Origin of the sequence: Paenarthrobacter sp. NPDC057355 (assembly GCF_042667405.1) — a bacterium.
In the GTDB taxonomy this organism is placed as follows: domain Bacteria; phylum Actinomycetota; class Actinomycetes; order Actinomycetales; family Micrococcaceae; genus Arthrobacter.
The window spans coordinates 182,357-200,104 of the sequence record NZ_JBHVAL010000002.1; the positions used below are offsets into that span (position 1 = coordinate 182,357).

Below are 17,748 nucleotides of genomic sequence, written 5' to 3' on the forward strand. Positions count from 1 at the left end.
CTCTCCTGTGTATTGGCGTGCGGGCACAGAAATGCCCACGTCTACTGGTCAAGGCTACCCGACGTTACGATCTAATCCCGATTCGGGGGCGCGCGGAAGGACGGCAGCGATTGACCTGAAAAACGAACGGGAGGCTTGGCCAGCGCCAGCCTCCCGTTCAAATGTGCGAAGTATCCTTCGGCTAAAGCGCGACGACGGCGCCGGTTTCGGCCGACTTGAGCACGGCCTCAGCGACGCGGAGGGTCTCAAGCCCTTCAGCCATTGTGACAATGTTCATGGACTTGCCGAGGACCGCGTCGCGGAAAGCCTCGTGTTCCATCTTCAATGGTTCACGCTTGGCCAAAGCAAAGCGGGTCGAAGAACCTTCGGAGACGCCACGGAAGGCCGCGATGGAGTCCCAGTCCGTCTGGAAAGTGCCGTTCTCGACAAACGTCAGGTCTGCCGAAATCGTGTCGGCAATGAACGCACCGCGCTCGCCCAGAACAACAGTGGTGCGTTCCTTCATGGGAGAGAGCCAGTTGACGATGTGGTTGGTAACGACCCCATCCTTGAGGTGCCCAATGGCTGTGACCATGTCTTCGTGTTCGCGTCCGCTGCGGGAAGTGGTGTGCGCCACCACGTTGACGAAGTTGCTTTGAGCCAACCATGCCGTGAGGTCGATGTCGTGGGTCGCGAGGTCCTTGACCACACCAACATCGGCGATCCGCGAGGGGAAGGGACCCTGGCGGCGCGTGGAGATCTGGTAAACCTCGCCGAGATCGCCATTGCCAAGGCGGTCGCGAAGGCTCTGCAGGGATGGGTTGAAGCGTTCAATATGCCCCACGGCACCGATCAAGCCCTTGGCATCGAAAGCCTCGGCGATGCGACGGCCCGACACCGAGTCATTGGCGATGGGCTTTTCCACCAGGCAGTGCACTCCGGCTTCGGCAAGCTGCAAGGCAACTTCCTCGTGCAGGATTGTCGGCACGGCTGCAACAGCCATATCGATGCCCTGCTCGATGAGCTGCTCAACGGTGCTGCACACCTCCAAGCCACTGGCTACGTTGTGGGGGTCCCCAAAGGAATCAGCAACGGCAACAAGGTCGACACCGTCAAGCTCGCGGATAACGCGTGCGTGGTGACGGCCCATCATGCCAAGTCCGATGAGGCCAGCGCGCAGATTAGCCACTAGCTACCTGCCTTTGCCACAGCGTTGACAGCCGCAACGATCCTGTCCAGGTCATCCTGGCTCAACGACGGGTGCACAGGAAGGGACAGCACGGTGGACGCTGCTTCTTCGGTGACCGGCAGGTCATCAGAGGTCTGGAACGGGGCGAGACGGTGGTTGGGGATCGGGTAGTACACGCCGCAGCCCACGTTGTACTCCTCGCGCAGAGCCTTGGCGAAACCATCACGATCCTCGGCGATGCGGATGGTGTACTGGTGATAGACGTGCTCGTAGCCCTCTACAACCTTCGGGGTAACGACACCTTCGACGTTTGCATCGAAGAACGCCGCGTTCTCCTGACGGGTCTTCGTCCAGCCCTCGACCTTGGTCAACTGAACGCGGCCAATCGCTGCGTGGATGTTGGTCATGCGGGCGTTGAAGCCAACCAGCTCATTTTCGTACTGGCGTTCCATGCCCTGGTTCCGCAGCAACCGAAGCCGCCGTTCGACGTCGGCCAAACCGGTGCTGACCATGCCGCCTTCGCCGGAGGTCATGTTCTTGGTGGGGTACAGGCTGAACATTGCAAAGTCGCCGAAGGTACCCACCTTGCGGCCGTTGGCTGCGGCACCGTGGGCTTGGGCAGCATCTTCAAAGACTTTTACGCCGTGCTTGGCAGCGACTGCGCCGATTCCGTCCACGTCAAAAGGGTGGCCGTAGAGGTGAACCGGCATGATGGCGGCCGTCCGGTCAGTGATTTTCGACTCGACCGACGCGGGATCCAGCGTGTAGTGGTTGATGTCCACATCGGCGAAGACAGGGGTTGCGCCCGTCAATGCCACGGAGTTGGCTGTAGCGGCAAAGGTGAATGACGGAACAATGACTTCGTCGCCGGGACCAATGCCTGCGGCAAGGAGCCCGAGGTGCAAGCCGGACGTTCCGGAATTGACTGCCACAGCCGCCCGGCCGTCCAAGAGGACCTGCGAGAATTCCTGTTCAAAGGACGCAACCTCCGAACCCTGTGCAAGTTGGCCGGAGGCCAGAACAGCCTCTACTGCCTTGCGCTCATCATCACCGATGATGGGCTTGGCGGGGGGAATGAATTCGGGGCTCATGCCTCTACCTCTCGAAGGGTCTCGTTCTGTTCAACATATGTGGCGCCGGTTTCCGGGCATACCCAGTTATCGCCGCTGCGCTGCAGCGGGAAGCCGGCCTTGCCGACCCAACCATGGCGCTTGGCCGGCACTCCGACCATCAAAGCAAAATCCGGAACGTCCTTGGCCACAACGGCGCCCGCTGCCACGGTGGCCCACCGGCCAATAGTCACGGGAGCAACGCATACAGCTCGGGCTCCAATGGATGCGCCTTCACGGATGGTGACGCCCACTGGCTCCCAATCATGGGCACTCTTCAACGTTCCGTCCGGGGCAACCGCCCGGGGGTAGGTGTCGTTCGTCAGGACTACGGCGGGACCAATGAAGACCCCGGCTTCCAGTTCCGCGGGCTCGTAGACAAGTGCATAGTTCTGGACTTTGCAGTTGTCCCCCATCTTGACTCCGGAGCCGATGTAGGCCCCGCGTCCGACGATGCAATTGACGCCTAATTCGGCCTGCTCGCGGACTTGGGCCAGATGCCAGATCTTTGATCCATCACCAATTACCGCCTCGTCTGAAACATCGGCGCTCTCAGCAACCACTATCACCGGTGAAGGTCCTTCCTCATTGAGCACACGCGACAACGAGTTTCATCTTAGCCGAGACACAAAGCCATAGCGTCAAAGCCTGGTCTGCCGTTGAGCGGCCGGAGTTATCCACATACGGCCGATCGGACACTGCGGCCCCCTCCAGCCGTCCACGACGATGGTGGTGGAAAGGGAGGAAAAGGCATGACGTTGGAGTGCACACTGGTTCGAAGTCCTACTGCGTCCACAGCCGCAGATCCAGAGGAATTATCCATCGCTGTACCGCCGGGCACGTCAGGTGCCCACTTGGCTTCCCTCCTTAAGACGGCCCGCAAAACTGGCCGGCTTTCAGTCGGAGGAGAGGATATTGCCGCGCTCACAGTTGGGATACCGCCCCTTGTTTCAGGGGCTGTCCTGGTGGACAGCTGCACAACGCAGCCACCGGCATCCTCCATACCCTTACCACTGATGTTGCTGCTCCATACCGGCCCTAGTGCAGGATCCGCCTACCCGATTCGGCGGGGGCAGCACCTTATCGGCAGGGCTGCTGCGGACGTTTCAATACCCGATCCAACGTTGTCGAGACACCATGCAGTGCTGGAGGTGTCCGGGGAACATCTTGAGATAGTCGCCGTCTCGGCATCGAATCCCGTTCGTGTAGGCGGACGGTCCACCCGCCGCTCCTTGATCACGTCCGGGTCCACGTTCCTTTGCGGCCGAACAACGTTCACCCTCATCTCCGGCAGCGAAGCCTTTCCAGCCCTCGCGACGGATGCAGGCCGCTCGGTGAAGAGCCCCATTGATGTACCCCGCACCAGAAGCCACGGGGGCCGTGCAGCCATTGTCCTTGCGGCTGGTTTGCCGCTGCTTGCCGGAGCAGGTCTCGCTGTGGCCACCGGGATGTGGATGTACTTGGCCTGTACTTCCCTGTCGGCCCTCAGTGTGCTTTTCCCAATAATGTGGGGCAGGAGGGGCCGGCAGGAGTACCGCCGGGCCCTTGACGCCGCGATCCAAACAGATGCCATCAGGCGGCGTCGGTGTGCTCCTTCTGCTGCGGAGATCTTGGTCGCCACGCTGTCCCAGGAGCCAGGTGCCAGCAGTTTCGAGCCTGGCGGGGCTGGTCCACGACCGCGTCCCGATTCCAAACCCGGTCCAGGACTGGAGAACCACCCGGTCTGGTTAAGATTGGGCAGCACCGAGTCCTCAGCGAACATCCGCCTGGTTCCGGAGGACGCGCACTTCACTCCACCGCTTCTCGGCCCGTGTCCCGTCACGCTGGACCCGGACCACCGGGACGTGGCGATTCTTGGCGATGACGGACACGTGGAATCGATGCTTCGGTTCGTCCTCATGCAGCTCGCGAGTTTCCCTGCCTCTGCCGACGCTCCGGTCCTGGTTCTGGGCCCCGCCGGCAGGCTCCCCCTGAGCGCCCGGTTCCTCCCCCAAGTGACACTGACTTCAAACACAACGGCGGCCCTGGCCGCACTAAGCAGGTTGCGGCATAATCCCCACGGCAGGCTCGTGGTGATTGGACGCCACATGCTTCATGATGATGAGGTCCTGCGCAGAACCATGCAGGCCGCCCACCGAGCGCAATGGCAGGTACTGCATTGCCACGATTCAGCTGGCACGCCAGCGTGCACCATCAGTATCGGGCCCGCCGGAATAACTGCGTCTTTCGAGTCCGACGGCGAGCGCTTGGACTTCATACCCGACCTCGTCCCAGCCGATGTTTTCGACCGCTTCTGCCGTGCCGTGGCTGCCGCAGCCAGCAATGCGGAGACCCGCTTCCAGGGCGATGTTCCCCATGGTTCTTCCTTGGCTGCGCTACTTCCTTATGGTCAGCGCCGGATCCTGAACCGGTGGCGCTCTGACTCGTGGACGGACGGCGTGACAGCTGTGCTGGGAGAAAGCCGGGATGGACCACTCACCTTCAACTTCAAGCTGGACGGTCCGCATCTCCTGGTTGCAGGTACTACCGGCTCAGGAAAGTCGGAGCTCTTAAGGACGCTCGTTGCTTCCATCGCGCTAACTGTCCCGCCAGAGCAGGCAACCTTTCTGTTCCTGGATTTCAAGGGCGGTTCAGGCTTGGGTCCGTTGGCGGGGCTGCCGCATTGTGTTGGCCTGCTGACAGATCTCAACCAGCAGAATATTGATCGGGCCCTGGAGTCGTTGCGTGCGGAAATCAAGTACCGGGAGCGGCTCTTCGCTGTCCACAGGACAGCTGATTTGGCTGAATACCAAAAAACCCTTGGCACCGAAGGGGTCAGGCTTGCGCACCTGATACTGGTCATTGACGAGTTCCGGATTCTTGTCGATGAGGCGCCCGCGGCCCTTCGAGAGCTCATGCGCGTCGCCACTATAGGTCGTTCGCTGGGAATCCATTTGGTGATGGCCACGCAGAGACCGCAGGGTGCGCTGACCGCCGACATCCGGGCCAACGTCACCTCCAGCATCGCTCTTCGGGTCCAGTCGGAAATGGAATCAATGGACATCATCAATTCCAAGGATGCTGCGTCCATAGGCGTTGATTTTCCTGGCAGGGCCTTCCTTGCGACGGCAGCCAAGGAGCCTGAGGAGTTCCAGGCAGCATCGTTGAATGACCTGAATCCGGCCGTCGGACCTTCAAGCTCTGGAGCAGTGGCCCGCAGAACAGGCCTTCCGCTTCGACCAGTGGTTCACTCCGCTACCCAAGCTCTAGGTGAATCCCTCGCCAACCTCACCCCCGGCGGGCACGAGAACACCCGCAACGCTCCTGAAACGGGCGTCGAGCAGGTGGTGTCCGTCATCGGGGAAGCCTGGCACTACCTCGGTACGCCCCTTCCGCGGCGTCCCATCGCCGCTCCGCTGCCACAGCGCATCCAATGGGATGCCGAGCTTGCCCTAATGGAGGAACCTTCGGGAACAATCGAAGGCGATCCGGAATCATGGCGGGTAGGACCCGTTGCGCTCCTCGACAAACCCACCATGCAGCGTGTGGAATGCCTTTACTGGTTGCCCGCCAAGCATGGACATCTTGCGATGGTTGGTGGCCCCTCCAGCGGCATGCACCACAGCTTCCGGGCTGTCGCCGCGATGCTGGCAACCCAGACGCCCCAACCCCACCTGTACATACTGGACGCGAATCGGCTGCTGGGCCACCTTAAAGCTCTTGAAGGAATCGGCGCTTCCGCAGGCCTGGACCAGCTGGGCTTCGCGGCACGGATCCTGTCGCGGGTGGCAGCTGAGATGGAAACGAGGCGCGCCGCCTACGATACGCCTGGCGCTTGCCCGCCTCTGGTGCTCATAGTCGCTGGCTGGTGTTCATGGATATCGGCATTGCGAGGCGGGCCCTACGAGTGGGCGGAGGGCGTCCTGCACGATATCGCCAGGGACGGAAGCCACCTGGGTATCACGTTGCTGATATCAGGTGACCGGGAATTGGTCAGATCCCGCATGTTCGTGGCCATTCCAAATCGCGCATACTTCCCCCTGGGTACCACTGAGGAGTCGCGGATCCACTGGCCTCGTCTGCCTGAGCTGGAAGCCGTTCCAGGCCGCGCTTTCGTATCGGGGAACATTGTCGAAGACCAGCCATCAGCGGCGCAATTCAGGGAGGCTCCAACATCGGGTACCTGGCCCTTTGCTAAGCGCACTCCTAGTGAACCGCCATTTTGCTTACGCCCACTCCCCTTGATGCTCACGCGCGAAGACCTCCTCTCCCGCAAAGCAGCATCCGCACATACTGGAGATGCCGCAGGGACGACGCACCAGCGCGATTTCGGTGCCACCCCCGTCAACAGGCCATCCCAGGCCGTGGCGCCGCATGGCGTTGCAGCAGCTTTTGGAGAGTTCGAAGAACAATCCCGGGAGCCACTGTGGATCGGACTTGCCGGCGACGACGCTTCGCCGGCCGCGCTCCCTCTAAGGAGCAGTGGCGTCAGCATCGTCCTCGGCAGCCCAAGGTCCGGCAAGACCACCATTCTCCGGTCACTGGTGAACCTGAACCCGGAGATCCCATGGCTCTTCCCGCCGGACGGGTCAGCAGCGGGAGCTTTCTGGGCTTCAATGGCGTCGGCGGCAGTCGAAGGAACCCTGAACCCTAAGAGCATCCTGCTGGTGGACGACGCGGACTCTCTGGACGCCACGGGCCGACGGGCGCTGGACGCATTGGCCGGGCAAGTCGCCGGCATCGTCCTGACGGCGACCCCCGGTCCGGCCCTGCACCACCTTCCCTTGGCCAAAGAAGTGCGGGCGTCAGGTATTGGCTTGCTCCTGGCGCCTGGGAGCCCGATTGATGGGGAGCTGCTGGGTGTACGGCTCCCCGCCGATCCCTCACGCCGTCCGGGCAGTGGTTACATCATTGATCGAGGAGAAGCGACTCCCGTTCAGGGGGTATTTTCCGCAGGCTTTCCGCCACGCGAGGCAGAAACTGCGACGACGCCCGCCCATTGGTCAGAGGGCGCCCGCGCTGCCACCAGTACGCGAGGCATAGGAGATGACATCCCTCTGGAAAAGGAAGATGATCGCGGCCAACGCTGGAAGGATCATGGCCAGGCCTTGGAGCACGAGGCCGCCTGTCATCGTGGGAAAGCCAATAGTGAGGACGAACAGTTGGGCCACTAAGGCAGCCGCACGCGTCCATCGGAAGCCGCGGAAAAGGAAATGCCCTACCGCGAACAGCCAGGCCGAGAAAGCCAGGAGCAGGACCAACGTGAAAACGGCTCCCCAAAAAGTCAGTACGGGAGCACCAGTAAGGAGTTCAAAACCGTACCAAGCGGCAGCAGCGAGCAAGGCTGTGGCTTCGAGGGCAACGACGATGGAAATAATGACTATCCCGCGAGGTCGCGAAGTCCCGACGTTGCCTGGACCACGGCGGTCGGATTCGTCGTCTCCATCAGGGCCGGAGTGTGGCTGGGCAGGGTTTACAGGAGGTCTTGACACACTGGCACACTACCGGACATAGTCATCTAGCAGTGAGGGCACTGGCGGCTGATGTGATGCATCGCTCACGGATTCCGAGCATTTCGACCACTAACACCCCTTGTTTACAAGGCGTTAACATGAAACGCTTGACTCAGACGACCAAGGGGGCCCATGCGGGCCCCTTTCCTTTGGAGCCTCTCGTGAATGTTTTCACAAAAGGCCTTTCTAGTTCTCACGAATGGAGTGACTGATCAGCATGGATTGGCGTAATCGCGCAGCCTGCCTCGACAAGGACCCGGAGCTCTTCTTCCCAGTCGGCAACACGGGACCCGCACTTCTCCAGATCGAGGAAGCCAAGAGCGTTTGCCGCCGCTGCCCCGTCGTGGACACCTGCCTGCAGTGGGCATTGGAGTCCGGGCAGGATGCAGGCGTTTGGGGCGGAATGAGTGAAGACGAACGGCGTGCCCTCAAGCGTCGCGCAGCACGCGCACGTCGCGCCTCCTAAGAAGCAGCAGCGAAAGAGGCCGCGGACCATCCGGTCCGCGGCCTCTGCTTTTTAACTCCGGCAGTGCAGGCGCGCTATGCGCGTGCGAGATTCAGTACGATCTGCACTGCTGTCCCGCCGCCTTCCCGCGGGCTCCACTGAATGGTTCCTCCGAGTTCGCTGGTGACCAGAGTGCGGACAATCTGCAAGCCCAGCCCCTCGGTGTATTGTCCATCCGGCAGCCCGACGCCGTCGTCGGCGATCGTTACTGTCAGGAATTCGTCCTTGCCGTCCCCCTCAGCGCGGTCCGCCACAAGCCACACTGTGCCTGTGCGGCCCTCAAGTCCGTGCTCAACGGCGTTGGTAACGAGTTCATTGATGACCAAGGCCAACGGGGTCGCAAAATCACTGGGCAATTCCCCGAACAGACCTGAACGTTCAGTTCTGACCTGTTGGGATGGTGATGCCACCTCCGCCGAAAGCCGGAATTGGCGCCCGATCAACTCGTCGAAATCGACACTCTGCGTCAGGCCCTGGGACAGGGTCTCATGCACCAATGCAATGGTTGCCACCCGCCGCATCGCTTGTTCGAGGCCCTGCTTCGCCTCATCGCTGACCATTCGCCGTGACTGCATACGCAGGAGGGCGGCCACCGTTTGCAGGTTGTTCTTGACCCGGTGGTGGATCTCGCGGATCGTGGCGTCCTTGGTGACAAGTTCCATCTCCCGACGCCTGAGTTCGGAGACGTCGCGGCACAGCACCAAGGCGCCGAACCGATGTTGTTCATCGCGCAAAGGGATGGCACGCAGGGACAGGCTGACGCCCCTCGATTCGATCTCGCTTCGCCAGGGCATGCGGCCGGTCACTACCAGGGGCAGTGTCTCATCCACCATCCGGCGGTCCTTCAGCAGACCTGCGGTGACCTCCGCCAGCGACCTGCCTTCCAGGGACTCAACTTCGCCGAGCCTGCGGAACGCGGAGACCCCGTTCGGGCTTGCGTATTGGACGATACCGTCTGCGTCGAGCCGGATCAGCCCGTCACCGACGCGGGGCGCGCCACGGCGCGAGCCTGTCGGGGAAGCGAAGTCCGGCCAGAGCCCGAGGGTGCCCATGCGGAGCAGATCGTAGGCACATTGCCGATATGTCAGTTCCAACCTCGACGGCATGCGGGAGCTGGAGAGATCCATATGTGATGTGACGACGGCGAGAGTTCTTCCGTTGCGCACCATCGGGACCGCTTCGACACGCAACGCCATCTCGCTGCTCCAGCTGGTCTCGCTGGAACGTTCGATGGCCCTGCTGTTCCAGGCCTTCTCCACCAGTGGACGAAGGTCCGAGCGAATGCCCTCGCCCACGAAGTCCGCGTGGAACACCGTATGCGATGTCGACGGACGGACGTGGGCGAGGGCTATGTAGCCAAACTCGGGGTGCGGAAACCAAAGAGCCAGGTCGGCGAAAGCCAGATCAGCGACCATTTGCCAGTCACCAACCAGGAGGTGCAGCCATTCGGCATCTCCAGGCCCGAAATCAGCGTGTTCCCTGATGGGGTCTGTAAAGATTGCCACTGCACCTCCATTTGCGACGCGGAGAACTTCCTAGCGTCGGACGATTGACCTCAAGAGCCTTAATGCTACCGACAGTGAGGCCATGTCGTCGGCCTCGAGGGCGTTGACCTCATCGAACATGGTCTTCGCCCTGCCGAGTTGCTCGGCGTTCAGCTCCTCCCATTCCTTCAACCGGTCTTCCGCGGTTGCGTTGGACTCCGTTGCTTCAAGGACCGAAGTAGTCATGTCGGCAACTGTTGAGTACAGGTCATCCCGAAGGGCTGCGCGGGCCAGCGCCTGCCAGCGGTCATCGCGCGGCAGGGAACTGATGCGCTCCAGCAGCGAATCCACGTGGAAGCGGTTGAACACCGTGTAGTACACGTGGGCCACGTTCTCAACGCTCTCCTTGCCTGTCTGGGCAATCCGCGCGATGTCCAGAAGGGCATAGCTTTCGAAGAGCTCCGCCCACCTGCGGGCAAGGTGTTCGGGAAGGTGCCATCCCAGCGCCTTGTCGAGCCAGCCGCTGATGCGGACCTTGTCTTCTCCACGCAGGTAGTCCAAGAGCTTGGCGCGCAAGGGCGCCATCATTGGCTTGAACGCGTCCACGACGCTGGCGATGGGCTGCGAGGCAATTCCTTGCCCCAGCACCCAACGCACGGCCCGGTCAAGCAGTCGCCTGATGTCCAGGTGGATTTCGCTCCAGTGTTCGGTCGGGAAGGAGGCCGGCAGCGCATTCAGCTCCGCCACCATGGGGTCGAGGTCGTAGATTTCGCGCAAAGCTACGAACGCCTTCGCTACCGCGACCTCGTTGGCCGAGGTTTCCTCAATGGCCCTGAACGCGAACGTGATGCCACCGAGGTTGATGATGTCGTTGGCCACCACGGTTGCGATGATCTCGCGCCGCAGCGGGTGGGTGTCCAAATCGGCGTCGAACTTCTCGCGCAACTGCTTCGGGAAGTAGTTGCGGATCGTGTCCGAGAACCAAGGATCATCAGCCAGGTTGCTGTCGCGCAGCGCAGTACTGAGCTCAATTTTCGCGTAGGCCGAAAGGACCGCCAGTTCCGGCGACGTCAGGCCTTGACCTTGTTCCAGGCGGGCACGAAGTGTGTCGGTGGTCGGCAAGGCTTCAAGGTCCCGCTTGAGGTCGGCGGACTTCTCCAGCCAGTCCATGAGCCGCTCGTAGCTGGGGCTCCACTCGGCAACCCGTGTGCGGTCGTTGAGCAGCAGGATGTTCTGGTCGATGTTGTCCTGGAGCACCAGGCGGCCTACTTCGTCGGTCATGTCGGCGAGGAATGCAGCCCGCTCAGTCTCCTGGAGCTTGCCTGCCGCCACCATCCGGTCCACGAAGATCTTGATGTTGACCTCATGGTCCGAGCAATCCACACCCGCGGAGTTGTCAATGGCGTCGGTGTTGAGGATGACGCCCTGCAAGGCGGCCTCAATACGTCCCCGCTGGGTCAAACCAAGGTTTCCGCCTTCCCCGACAACCTTGACCCGCAAGTCACGCCCGTCAACGCGGATGGCGTCGTTGGCCTTGTCCCCCACAGCTGCATGGGTTTCCGTGCTGGCCTTGACGTAGGTGCCGATGCCGCCGTTGTAAAGGAGGTCCGCCGGAGCCAGCAGGATCGCCCGCAGCAGTTCCGGTGGGCTGAGTTGTGTCGTGCCGTCGGGCAGGCCCAGGGACTTCCGTACCTGTTCCGAAACCGGGATGGTCTTGGCCTGGCGGGCATAAACTCCGCCGCCCTCGCTGATGAGCGAACGGTCGTAGTCGTCCCAGGAAGAGCGGGGCAGCTCAAAGAGACGCTGCCGCTCAGCAAAGGACACTGCAGCATCGGGTGTCGGATCGAGGAAGATGTGGCGGTGGTCGAAGGCTGCCACCAAGCGGATGTGCCGTGAGAGCAGCATGCCGTTCCCGAAGACGTCTCCTGACATATCGCCCACGCCCACCACGGTGAACTCTTCGGTCTGGGTGTCCAGGTCGAGCTCGCTGAAGTGACGCTTGACCGATTCCCAGGCGCCGCGGGCCGTAATGCCCATCGCCTTGTGGTCGTAGCCTACTGAACCACCGGAAGCGAAGGCGTCGCCCAGCCAGAAGCCGTACTCGGCCGCGAGCCCGTTGGCCGTGTCCGAGAAGGTAGCGGTGCCCTTATCGGCCGCCACCACAAGGTAGGAATCGTCGCCGTCGTGCCGCACGACGTCCGACGGCGGGACGAGCCTTTCGCCGTCGCCCGACGTCACGAGGTTGTCGGTGATGTCCAGCAGGCCCCGGATGAATGTCTTGTAACTTTCGATGCCTTCTGCCATCCATGCGGCGCGGTCCACGGCGGGGTTGGGCAGTTTCTTGGCGAAGAACCCGCCCTTGGCACCCGTCGGAACAATGACGGCGTTCTTGACCGTCTGGGCCTTGACCAGCCCGAGAATCTCGGTGCGGAAATCCTCCCTGCGGTCCGACCAACGGAGACCGCCACGGGCCACCTTGCCGAAGCGAAGGTGGACGCCTTCAACGCGTGGCGAGTAGACCCAGATTTCGAACATCGGGCGCGGGAACGGCAGTCCCTCTATGGAGGTCGGGTCCAGCTTGAAGCTGAGGTACTCCTTGTTTTGGAAGTAGTTGGTCCGCAGGGTGGATTCAATGAGGTTGATGAAGGTGCGCAGGACTCGGTCAGCGTCCAAAGTAGCAACCTGCTCTACGGCCTCGGCCAGGGAGGTCCGTGCTGCATCCTGGCGTTCAACGCGTACATCGTCCGCCACGGATGGGTCGAACCGTGCCGAGAAGAGGTCAATGAGTCCACGTGCCACATCCGGGTTGCCCAGGAGGGTATCGGCAATGAAGCCGAAGGAATTCGTGTTTCCCATTTGGCGCATGTACTTGGCGTAAGCCCGGAGCATGACTACCTGGCGCCAGTGCATGCCTTCACGCAGCACCAAGCGGTCGAAGTTGTCCGACTCCACAGCACCGGTTACCGCAGCGCCGAAGGAATCGGCCAAGAGGCTGCCGGTGGCAAGGGGATCGACTCCCGCAGGGTACTTCAGCCCGAGGTCGTAGAGGAAGAAGTCGCGGTGATCGGCGGTTTCGATCTCGAACGGCCGCTCGTCCAGCACTTCCAGGCCAAGGTTGTGGAAATAGGGCAGGATCTGGCTGAGGCTCTTCGGCTCCATCAGGTAAAGCTTGACGCGGGCGTCCTCTTCCAATGCCTCGCCGGCACCTTCAGGAAGATAGACGTGGACCCCGGGCTTGACGTTCCTGATGGGCTCGCCGGTCCGCTCTGCTTGGGCACCGTACTTCTCGAAGCGTTCGATGTCCTGCAGCGCGTCTTCAACTTCATAATCCACGCGGTATCCAGCGGGAAAGGCTTCTGCCCAAAGGGCCGACAGGGCATCGGCGGTTTCGGCCGGGTGGTGTTCGCGGAGGACCTCGGTGATGCCCTCGCTCCAGGACCTCGAAGCCCGCATAAGCCGGTGCTCAAGCTCCTGTGCATTGACCTCGGCCAGCTCGGCGGTGCGCGGAAGCCTGATCCGGAAGAAGACACGGGCAAGGGCGGATTCAGTTATCCGGGCCTCGTAGTCGATGGTCTCGGCCTGGAAAGTCTCCCGAAGTTCCTGCTCGATCCTGAGACGGACGCTGGTGGTGTAGCGGTCGCGGGGCAGGTAGACGACGGCGGACATGAAACGGCCGTATATGTCCGGCCGTAGGAACAGCTTCGTCCTGCGGCGCTCTTGCAGGCGCTGGATTCCCATGGCCGTCGCGGCCAGGTCCGGTACCTCGATTTGGAACAGTTCATCCCTGGGGTAGGTCTCTAGGATGCCGAGGAGGTCCTTGCCGGAGTGCGAATCAATCGGGAATCCGGCATTGCGCAGTACTGCATCCACCTTGTCCCGAACAATGGGGATGCTGCGGACAGAACCGGTGTAGGCACTTGTGGCAAACAACCCGATAAAGCGGCGTTCACCGTTGACGTTGCCTTGGGCGTCGAAGCTCTTGACGCCAATGTAGTCAAGGTACGCCGGCCGGTGGACTGTCGAGCGGGAATTGGCCTTGGTGATCACCAGGGCGCGTTTCTCCCTGGCCTTCTTGCGGCCGGCGTCTGTCAGGTGTTGGACCTGACGGGTGGCGTCTCCGGCGCGCAGGAGCCCCAGGCCGCTATCCTCACGAAGCTGCAGCACGTCCTCGCCGTCTTCATTCACGAGGTCGTATTCGCGGTATCCCAGGAAGGTGAAGTTACCGTTATCCAGCCAACGGAGAAGGTCCTGCGCCTGGCGCAGTTCTGCGATTTGTTCGGGATGGGAAACTCCCCCTAGCGCTTCGGCCAGCTCCAGCGCCTTGCTGCGCATTTTCGGCCAGTCTTCGACGGCGGCCCGCACGTCTCCTAGGACGCGGTGCAGTCCTTCGATCAACTGCTCGCGCGTCTCATCACTGACGCGGTCGATTTCGACCGCAATCCATGACTCCATGTGGGATGCGTTGTCCCCATCGCCAAGAAGATGGGCGATGCTGGGCAGGGCAGCGGTGTCACCACTGGAAATTCCCACAGTGGAAGGAACGCGCGAAACGCTGCTCATCTCACCGGTGACCCGGTCCCGGGTGACGACGAACAAGGGGTGCATGACCATGCGGATGGCGCAATTCTGGCGCACGAGCTCCGCGTTGACCGAGTCAACCAGGAAGGGCATGTCGTCGGTAACAATGTAAACAACGTTCCGGTCAGACTCGCTGCCGATCTCAACCACGGCATTGCCTGGTCGTCGGGACTGCGCAACGGCCTTGTGCTTGTTGGCCCTGGATATCAGCAGTTCCGGGGTGTAGGCCCGGGCGTCCTCCTCTGCGAGGTGCTCGTAGTAGTCACCGAAGAACCCTTCACGGACAACTGCTGCATCGGACCGATCCTCCACGCTGGATCCTGACGACATCGACAAACGCCTCCATCACAAGTTGATTGCTGCGACTCTGCAGCCCACATGCCGAGCCTAGCGCTTAAGGCGACGGAGAGCTCTGGTACTTCGTCCAAAGGATCGGCGTTTTTGATGGACAGGAGCACATACGAGTCCGGCGATGGCATGTCGGATGTCCGATTCGGGCGCCGTTTCCAGGAGGACGGAGCCTGAAAGCAAGGCAGCATCGCAACTTTCCGGATCCGAAGGAATGTACGCCTCGATGCTGATGCCCGGGCCGTACCGGTTCCACGCATCATCCAACTGTTTCTCCGGAGCGTACCCAACGGCTGAGCGTTTGACCTTGTTGAGCACCACCCGCGGCGATGCTTGCGGAACAGCCACTTCGAGTTCAGCCAGGCCCCTTACAAGCCGCGGCACTCCGATGGCGTCCGCGGATCCCACAGCGAAAACAACGTCAGCCAACTCCAGGCTGCGGAGGGTGGATGCATTGCGCCGGGGAGCCAACGTGTCAAAGCTCAACTCTTCGTCAGCTTCGAGGCAGAAGCCAGTGTCAACCACCACGACGTCCGCCAGTTGCCTGGCCCTTTCCAGCACAAGGGTGAGAGCAGCGGCCCGCAGTTCGGTCCAACGATCGGCCCGCGTGGTGCCGGTCAATACGCGGAAGGAGCCCGCCTTCGTGTAAACCTCACTGGCCGCGGTCGTCAAAGCTTCAAGATCGAGGAGTCCTTGGTCGGCAAGCCTGCATGCTTGCGCCAACCCGGCCGACTCATCCAGGAGGCCCAGCATCGCCGACACGCTGGCGCCGTAGCTGTCAGCATCAACCAATATGACCGACTGGCCATCGGCGGCGAGCTCCGCGGCCATGTTCACGGCAAGCAGCGTCCGCCCAGGGGCACCCGCCGGTCCCCACACAGCAAAGATCCGACCCGACCCGCATGGTTCTCCCTGGCCCGCCTCCGGCTGATGCGGCAAGTGCAAGTCCACGCCTGGATCAGCAAAGCTTGCGCTGCGCCCACTGTCACCCTGACCACACCGGCTCGAGCGTCCCACTGCCTGGGAGATCTCGGCTGCGAGTTCAAGAGGCTCAATGTCCGCAGACGCAACGACTACTCCAATGGAACGGAGCCGCCTGGCCTCTTCCGGGTTTTCGGTCAAGGCAACAACGGTTACGCCCACGGCTCCCAGCCTGTCCACCAACGTAGTGGTGAGCTCTTCCGAGCCGTCGCCGATGACAGCCGCCAGCGCCAGGCCACTTTGGCAGGCAGCCAGCAGTTCGGTAAGTTCCGAACAACGGCGGACAACGGTTACCGGCCCGTGTAAGCGCTCCAGGCCATCGACGACAGTTTCATCGGCAGCACAGACCGTAACGACCGGGATGTTCACGAGGTAAGGCCCGACGGGTTCCAGACCACCGAAACCCTGGCCTTATTGGCTTGGGCTCCCAGCAGTTTTGGCATTTGCGCGTCCGTGACCAGGACGAGCACGGTTGTGGTTTTTGACGCCCCGAGAGTGGTTGAGCCGTGGGCGATCTGGGCAATTTCCGCACCGGGTAACAGCAACTGTGGATCTTCGTAGGCCGTGCCCGTTCCCCGCATGGCAACCCAGACATCCACGCGCGCCCCGGGAGCAGCCTGGCTGGGCAGCTCTTCCTCCATGGAGATGGCCACAGGTTTTCTGTTCAATGCATCGGCAGTTCCGAGACTGTCACGGGGCAACAGCTGGTTTCTGGCCACCCGCTGCAGTGCGACTTTGCCTGCGGACAGACCACCTTCAACCGTTACATAACCTGACTCAACGTCATCCAACCGCACCTTGACGATGGAAAGGTTTTCGGGAGTTACCAGTTGGCCCACAGCAATGTCTTCCCGGGCGGCGTACACCTGGGTCGTCCTGTCGGCACTTCCCAGCAGGGCAACCACCCCGGCCACGGACAGGAAAACCAGCAAGATACCCACCAACAGCCGTGGATCCCTCCACGAGGGCTTGCTGATTCGCGCGGCGGCAAGAGGTGAGCTTGGGCCCATGATTTTTATTCCCCCGGATTTGGCTGAAAGGCATGGTCGGCGGACCTGCCTCCTCATTCTTACCGGCGGGTTACATCCAGCCAAAGCGTTCAGCAGCAAAGAGGGCAAAGCTGTGGATAACTACACCAAATGCACACAGGAGTGGCAATATGGATCCATGCCCCGATTCCTGACATTGGCCGATGTCGCCGAACAGCTCCAGATAAATTCCCCCCAAGCGTATGCCTTGGTCCGCAGTGGAGAGCTCAAGGCGATCCAGGTGGGAGGCCGCGGGCAATGGCGTATCGAAGAAACCATGCTTGAGCAATATATTCAGGACCGATACGCGGAAGCCAGCCGGATGATTGAAGAATCCAGGTCCAAGTCCCGCTAACGGTCTTGTCGGCCAACGGCTACAGTTCCGGGCCGCTGGCTGAACTTACCGCCACAAGTGCTCCGAAGGGGACTGTCACAACACTGGCTACGTTGCCTATCCTCCGCACTTCGCCTTCTTGCACGACAGCGATATCAAAGTGGTCCCGCCCTACCCGGTCGATGACTCCCCTTACTTCAAGGCCTTCCGTTGCCTGTGAGCGTAAATGCACAACCACCGGTGCGCGGTCTCGGGCCAGCGCCCTCAACGCCGTAGCCAAGCCCAACGGCTGGCGAAACCGCGGAGTGGCCCTCATCGCCAACCGTCCCACGCCTTGATAGGAAACGATCGACGAAGAGGGAATCACCCACTGCCGGGCACCTTCGTCCAGGACCAACCACTCGTTCCCCAGATGACTGATGCTTCCGAGAAGAGCGGTTCCGCTGGACAGGACAACTTTTAGCCGGGCAGCGCCAGCAGCGCGCAACCGATCCACCAGCTCGATACCGGCCAGTTCCACCCTTGCCCGCTCGGTGATCTCCGATTCCTTCTCCAGCGAGCGTTCTGCCGAAAATTGTGCTTCCAAATCGTTGAAGAGAGAGTCCCATCTCATGTGGTCAGACTAGGCTGCATAACGGAGCCAAGACAATCCTGCCCTTCGGGCCGGCGCTGCGATTGGACACGAGTGCATAAGTGTGTTCAGAATTGACTCCAAGTAGGT

The 17,748-nt window shown here is 61.6% G+C and carries 11 protein-coding genes and 1 pseudogene; 3 read left to right on the forward strand and 9 right to left on the reverse strand.

Features of this window, described 5'->3' with window-relative positions:
* Positions 1 to 181: 181 nt before the first annotated feature.
* The 3 genes from ACFUOZ_RS04775 to ACFUOZ_RS04785 are packed head-to-tail and all read right to left on the reverse strand — an operon-like array spanning position 182 to position 2,873.
* On the reverse strand, positions 182 to 1,168 hold the full coding sequence (locus ACFUOZ_RS04775; RefSeq protein WP_377545278.1) for a Gfo/Idh/MocA family oxidoreductase: 987 nt from the start codon (positions 1,166 to 1,168) through the stop codon (positions 182 to 184).
* Positions 1,168 to 2,259, reverse strand: a complete 1,092-nt coding sequence (locus tag ACFUOZ_RS04780; protein ID WP_377545280.1) for a DegT/DnrJ/EryC1/StrS family aminotransferase — start codon at positions 2,257 to 2,259, stop codon at positions 1,168 to 1,170. Before ACFUOZ_RS04780 ends, ACFUOZ_RS04775 begins: the two co-directional genes overlap by 1 nt.
* The gene (locus ACFUOZ_RS04785; RefSeq protein WP_373458764.1) at positions 2,256 to 2,873 is read right to left on the reverse strand and encodes an acyltransferase; all 618 of its coding nucleotides are present in this window, start codon (positions 2,871 to 2,873) and stop codon (positions 2,256 to 2,258) included. Before ACFUOZ_RS04785 ends, ACFUOZ_RS04780 begins: the two co-directional genes overlap by 4 nt.
* 420 nt (positions 2,874 to 3,293) lie before the next feature.
* Between ACFUOZ_RS04785 and ACFUOZ_RS04790 the strand changes: the two are divergent.
* Positions 3,294 to 5,300 (forward strand): annotated as a pseudogene (locus ACFUOZ_RS04790) (FtsK/SpoIIIE domain-containing protein); the annotation flags it as partial.
* 1,959 nt (positions 5,301 to 7,259) lie between these two features.
* Here the strand turns inward: ACFUOZ_RS04790 and ACFUOZ_RS04795 are convergent.
* The gene (locus ACFUOZ_RS04795) at positions 7,260 to 7,748 is read right to left on the reverse strand and encodes a hypothetical protein (protein ID WP_377545283.1); all 489 of its coding nucleotides are present in this window, start codon (positions 7,746 to 7,748) and stop codon (positions 7,260 to 7,262) included.
* 238 nt (positions 7,749 to 7,986) lie between these two features.
* Between ACFUOZ_RS04795 and ACFUOZ_RS04800 the strand changes: the two genes are divergently transcribed.
* On the forward strand, positions 7,987 to 8,235 hold the full coding sequence (locus ACFUOZ_RS04800) for a WhiB family transcriptional regulator (RefSeq protein WP_003804966.1): 249 nt from the start codon (positions 7,987 to 7,989) through the stop codon (positions 8,233 to 8,235).
* 74 nt (positions 8,236 to 8,309) lie between these two features.
* On the opposite strand, the gene ACFUOZ_RS04805 is transcribed toward ACFUOZ_RS04800, so the two are convergent.
* Genes ACFUOZ_RS04805 through ACFUOZ_RS04820 form a run of 4 tightly spaced genes read right to left on the reverse strand, consistent with a single transcriptional unit; the run spans position 8,310 to position 16,675 of the window.
* Positions 8,310 to 9,779 (reverse strand): sensor histidine kinase, encoded by a 1,470-nt coding sequence (locus ACFUOZ_RS04805; protein WP_144659795.1) that lies wholly within the window; start codon positions 9,777 to 9,779, stop codon positions 8,310 to 8,312.
* Between the two features lie 30 nt (positions 9,780 to 9,809).
* Positions 9,810 to 14,666 (reverse strand): NAD-glutamate dehydrogenase, encoded by a 4,857-nt coding sequence (locus tag ACFUOZ_RS04810; protein ID WP_377545285.1) that lies wholly within the window; start codon positions 14,664 to 14,666, stop codon positions 9,810 to 9,812.
* A 57-nt stretch (positions 14,667 to 14,723) separates the two neighbouring features.
* The gene (locus ACFUOZ_RS04815; RefSeq protein ID WP_377545287.1) at positions 14,724 to 16,034 is read right to left on the reverse strand and encodes a CpaE family protein; all 1,311 of its coding nucleotides are present in this window, start codon (positions 16,032 to 16,034) and stop codon (positions 14,724 to 14,726) included.
* A complete protein-coding gene (locus ACFUOZ_RS04820; RefSeq protein WP_377545289.1) occupies positions 16,031 to 16,675 on the reverse strand; it encodes an SAF domain-containing protein in 645 nt (214 codons plus the stop codon). Before ACFUOZ_RS04820 ends, ACFUOZ_RS04815 begins: the two co-directional genes overlap by 4 nt.
* A gap of 157 nt (positions 16,676 to 16,832) precedes the next feature.
* Between ACFUOZ_RS04820 and ACFUOZ_RS04825 the strand changes: the two genes are divergently transcribed.
* Positions 16,833 to 17,048 carry a helix-turn-helix domain-containing protein gene (locus ACFUOZ_RS04825; protein WP_377545291.1) on the forward strand — a complete coding sequence of 72 codons (216 nt, stop codon included), beginning with the start codon at positions 16,833 to 16,835 and terminating at the stop codon, positions 17,046 to 17,048.
* 19 nt (positions 17,049 to 17,067) lie between these two features.
* Here ACFUOZ_RS04825 and ACFUOZ_RS04830 read toward each other — a convergent pair whose 3' ends face one another.
* Positions 17,068 to 17,640, reverse strand: coding sequence for a hypothetical protein (locus tag ACFUOZ_RS04830; protein WP_377545293.1), 573 nt, complete (start codon positions 17,638 to 17,640; stop codon positions 17,068 to 17,070).
* Positions 17,641 to 17,748: the final 108 nt, after the last annotated feature.

Bases quoted from the DNA above. Each gene is read 5' to 3' on its own strand.
- ACFUOZ_RS04780 (WP_377545280.1), bottom strand. From the start codon at position 2,259: ATGAGCCCCGAATTCATTCCCCCCGCCAAGCCCATCATCGGTGATGAT.
- ACFUOZ_RS04800 (WP_003804966.1), top strand. From the start codon at position 7,987: ATGGATTGGCGTAATCGCGCAGCCTGCCTCGACAAGGACCCGGAGCTC.
- ACFUOZ_RS04810 (WP_377545285.1), bottom strand. From the start codon at position 14,666: ATGTCGTCAGGATCCAGCGTGGAGGATCGGTCCGATGCAGCAGTTGTC.
- ACFUOZ_RS04820 (WP_377545289.1), bottom strand. From the start codon at position 16,675: ATGGGCCCAAGCTCACCTCTTGCCGCCGCGCGAATCAGCAAGCCCTCG.
- ACFUOZ_RS04825 (WP_377545291.1), top strand. From the start codon at position 16,833: ATGCCCCGATTCCTGACATTGGCCGATGTCGCCGAACAGCTCCAGATA.
- ACFUOZ_RS04830 (WP_377545293.1), bottom strand. From the start codon at position 17,640: ATGAGATGGGACTCTCTCTTCAACGATTTGGAAGCACAATTTTCGGCA.